The sequence below is a fragment of the Actibacterium sp. genome (assembly GCF_041584535.1).
Lineage (GTDB): Bacteria > Pseudomonadota > Alphaproteobacteria > Rhodobacterales > Rhodobacteraceae > Actibacterium_D.
In genome coordinates, this window is record NZ_JBFHDW010000356.1 from 1 (window position 1) to 2360 (window position 2360).

Below are 2360 nucleotides of genomic sequence, written 5' to 3' on the forward strand. Positions count from 1 at the left end.
GCTGCGGTCAGTAAACTCAGTAAATTCAAAAGAAAAGCCCGCCAGATTGCTCTGGCGGGCTTTTTTGTGTGCGGCGTGTGCCGATCAGGCCAGCATGGTGATCGGGTTTTCCAGAGCGTCGACGATGACTTTCAGGAACTTGGCCCCGAGGGCCCCGTCGATGACCCGGTGATCCACCGACATCGTCACCGACATGATGGTGGCGGTGGTGATTTCGCCATCGTCGCCGACGATCGGTTTTTTCACGCCGCCGCCAACGGCAAGGATGCCGCCATGCGGCGGGTTGATCACGGCGTCGAAGTTGTCGATGCCGAACATGCCGAGGTTCGAGATGGCAAAGCTGCCGCCCTGATATTCATGCGGCGCAAGTTTGCGGTCGCGGGCGCGAGCGGCGAGGTCTTTCATCTCGGCCGAAAGGGCGGACAGCGATTTCTTGTCGGCGTCGCGCAGAACCGGGGTAAAGAGACCGCCTTCGATGGCGACCGCGACGGCCACATCCGAAGGTTTCAGTTTCAGAACCCGATCACCGGCCCAGACCGCGTTGCAATCCGGCACGGCTTGCAGCGCCTGGGCGCAGGCCTTGATGATGAAGTCGTTCACCGACAGTTTCACACCACGGCCTTCGAGCTGTTTGTTCAGCTGCGAGCGGAACTTGAGCAGCGCGTCCAGCTTGATATCCCGGCGCAGATAGAAATGCGGGATGGTCTGCTTGGCCTCGGTGAGGCGGGCGGCGATGGTTTTGCGCATGCCGTCCAGTTTGACCTCTTCGAATTCGCGGTCGGCGAACATCTTGAGGACAGCCTCGGTCGAGGGGCCGGCAGGGGCTGCGGCGGGCGCAGACGCAACGGGGGCCGCAGCGGGCGCGGCAGCAGGTGCAGCGGCGGCCGGTTTCGGCGCGGCGGTGGCGTTGACGACATCGGCTTTCAGGATGCGGCCATGCGGACCCGACCCGGCGATCTGGCTGAGGTCGAGGCCTTTTTCGGCCGCGATCCGCCGGGCGACCGGGGTTGCGAAGATGCGGTTGCCGTCGGCGGCCATGGGGGCAGCCGGGGCAGGGGCCGCAGCAGCGGCAGGCGCATCCGCCGCAGCCGGAGCAGCAGCAGGTGCCGCCGCCGGGGCAGCCGGGGCCGACCCGATATCAGCGGCGCTTTCGCCATCGGCCAACAACACCGCGATGGGCGTGTTCACCTTGACGTTTTCCGAGCCTTCCGCGACCAGGATCTTGCCGATGACGCCATCGTCAACGGCTTCGAATTCCATCGTCGCCTTGTCGGTTTCGATTTCGGCCAGCAGGTCGCCGGACGAAACGGTATCACCCTCTTTCACCAGCCATTTGGCCAGAGTGCCTTCCTCCATCGTCGGGGACAGCGCGGGCATCAGGATTTCTGTGGGCATCGCGGGGTCTCCTTAGCGGTAGGTCACGGATTTCACGGCGTCGATCACTTCTTGCGTGGTCACGAGCGCCAGTTTTTCCAGATTTGCGGCATAGGGCATCGGCACGTCCTTGCCGGTGCAGGTGATGACGGGGGCGTCGAGGTAATCGAACGCCTGTTGCATGATCACCGAACTGACATAGCTGCCGATCGAGGCAACGGGCCAGCCTTCTTCGACGGTCACGCAGCGGTTGGTTTTCATCACCGAACGCACGACGGTTTCCGTATCCATCGGGCGCAGGGTGCGCAGGTCGATGACCTCGGCGCTGATGCCTTCCTTGGCCAGCTCGTCGGCGGCTTCCAGAGCATAGGTCATGCCGATGCCGAAGCTGACGATGGTGACGTCGGTGCCTTCACGCCAGATGCGGGCCTTGCCGAACGGCACGGTGAAATCATCCATGACCGGCACGTCGAAGGTTTTGCCGTAGAGGATCTCGTTTTCAAGGAACACAACCGGGTTGGGGTCGCGGATCGCGGTTTTCAGCAGGCCTTTGGCGTCAGAGGCCGAATAGGGCATGACGACTTTCAGGCCCGGCACCTGCGCATACCACGACGCATAGTCCTGGCTGTGCTGAGCGCCGACGCGGGCGGCGGCACCGTTGGCGCCGCGGAACACCATCGGGGCCCCCATCTGACCGCCGGACATATACAATGTCTTGGCAGCCGAGTTGATCAGGTGGTCAATGGCCTGCATGGCGAAGTTGAAGGTCATGAATTCGACGATCGGGCGCAGGCCGCCAAAGGCCGAACCGGTGGCGATACCGGCAAAGCCGTGCTCGGTGATCGGGGTGTCGATCACGCGCTTGGCGCCGAATTCTTCCAGCAGACCCTGACTGATCTTATAAGCACCCTGATATTCGGCGACTTCTTCGCCCATCAGGTAAACGGTGCTGTCACGGCGCATTTCTTCGGCCATGGCATCGCGCA

The 2360-nt window shown here is 62.9% G+C and carries 2 protein-coding genes; both read right to left on the reverse strand.

Going from position 1 to position 2360, the window contains the following annotated elements; genetic code table 11:
• Nucleotides 1–84 precede the first annotated feature (84 nt).
• A complete protein-coding gene (locus ABYW26_RS13515) occupies nt 85–1395 on the reverse strand; it encodes a pyruvate dehydrogenase complex dihydrolipoamide acetyltransferase (protein WP_372605436.1) in 1311 nt (436 codons plus the stop codon).
• A gap of 12 nt (nt 1396–1407) precedes the next feature.
• A partial coding sequence (locus tag ABYW26_RS13520) for a pyruvate dehydrogenase complex E1 component subunit beta (RefSeq protein WP_372605437.1) occupies nt 1408–2360 on the reverse strand: 953 nt, incomplete at its 5' end.

Bases quoted from the DNA above. Each gene is read 5' to 3' on its own strand.
- ABYW26_RS13515 (WP_372605436.1), bottom strand. From the start codon at position 1,395: ATGCCCACAGAAATCCTGATGCCCGCGCTGTCCCCGACGATGGAGGAA.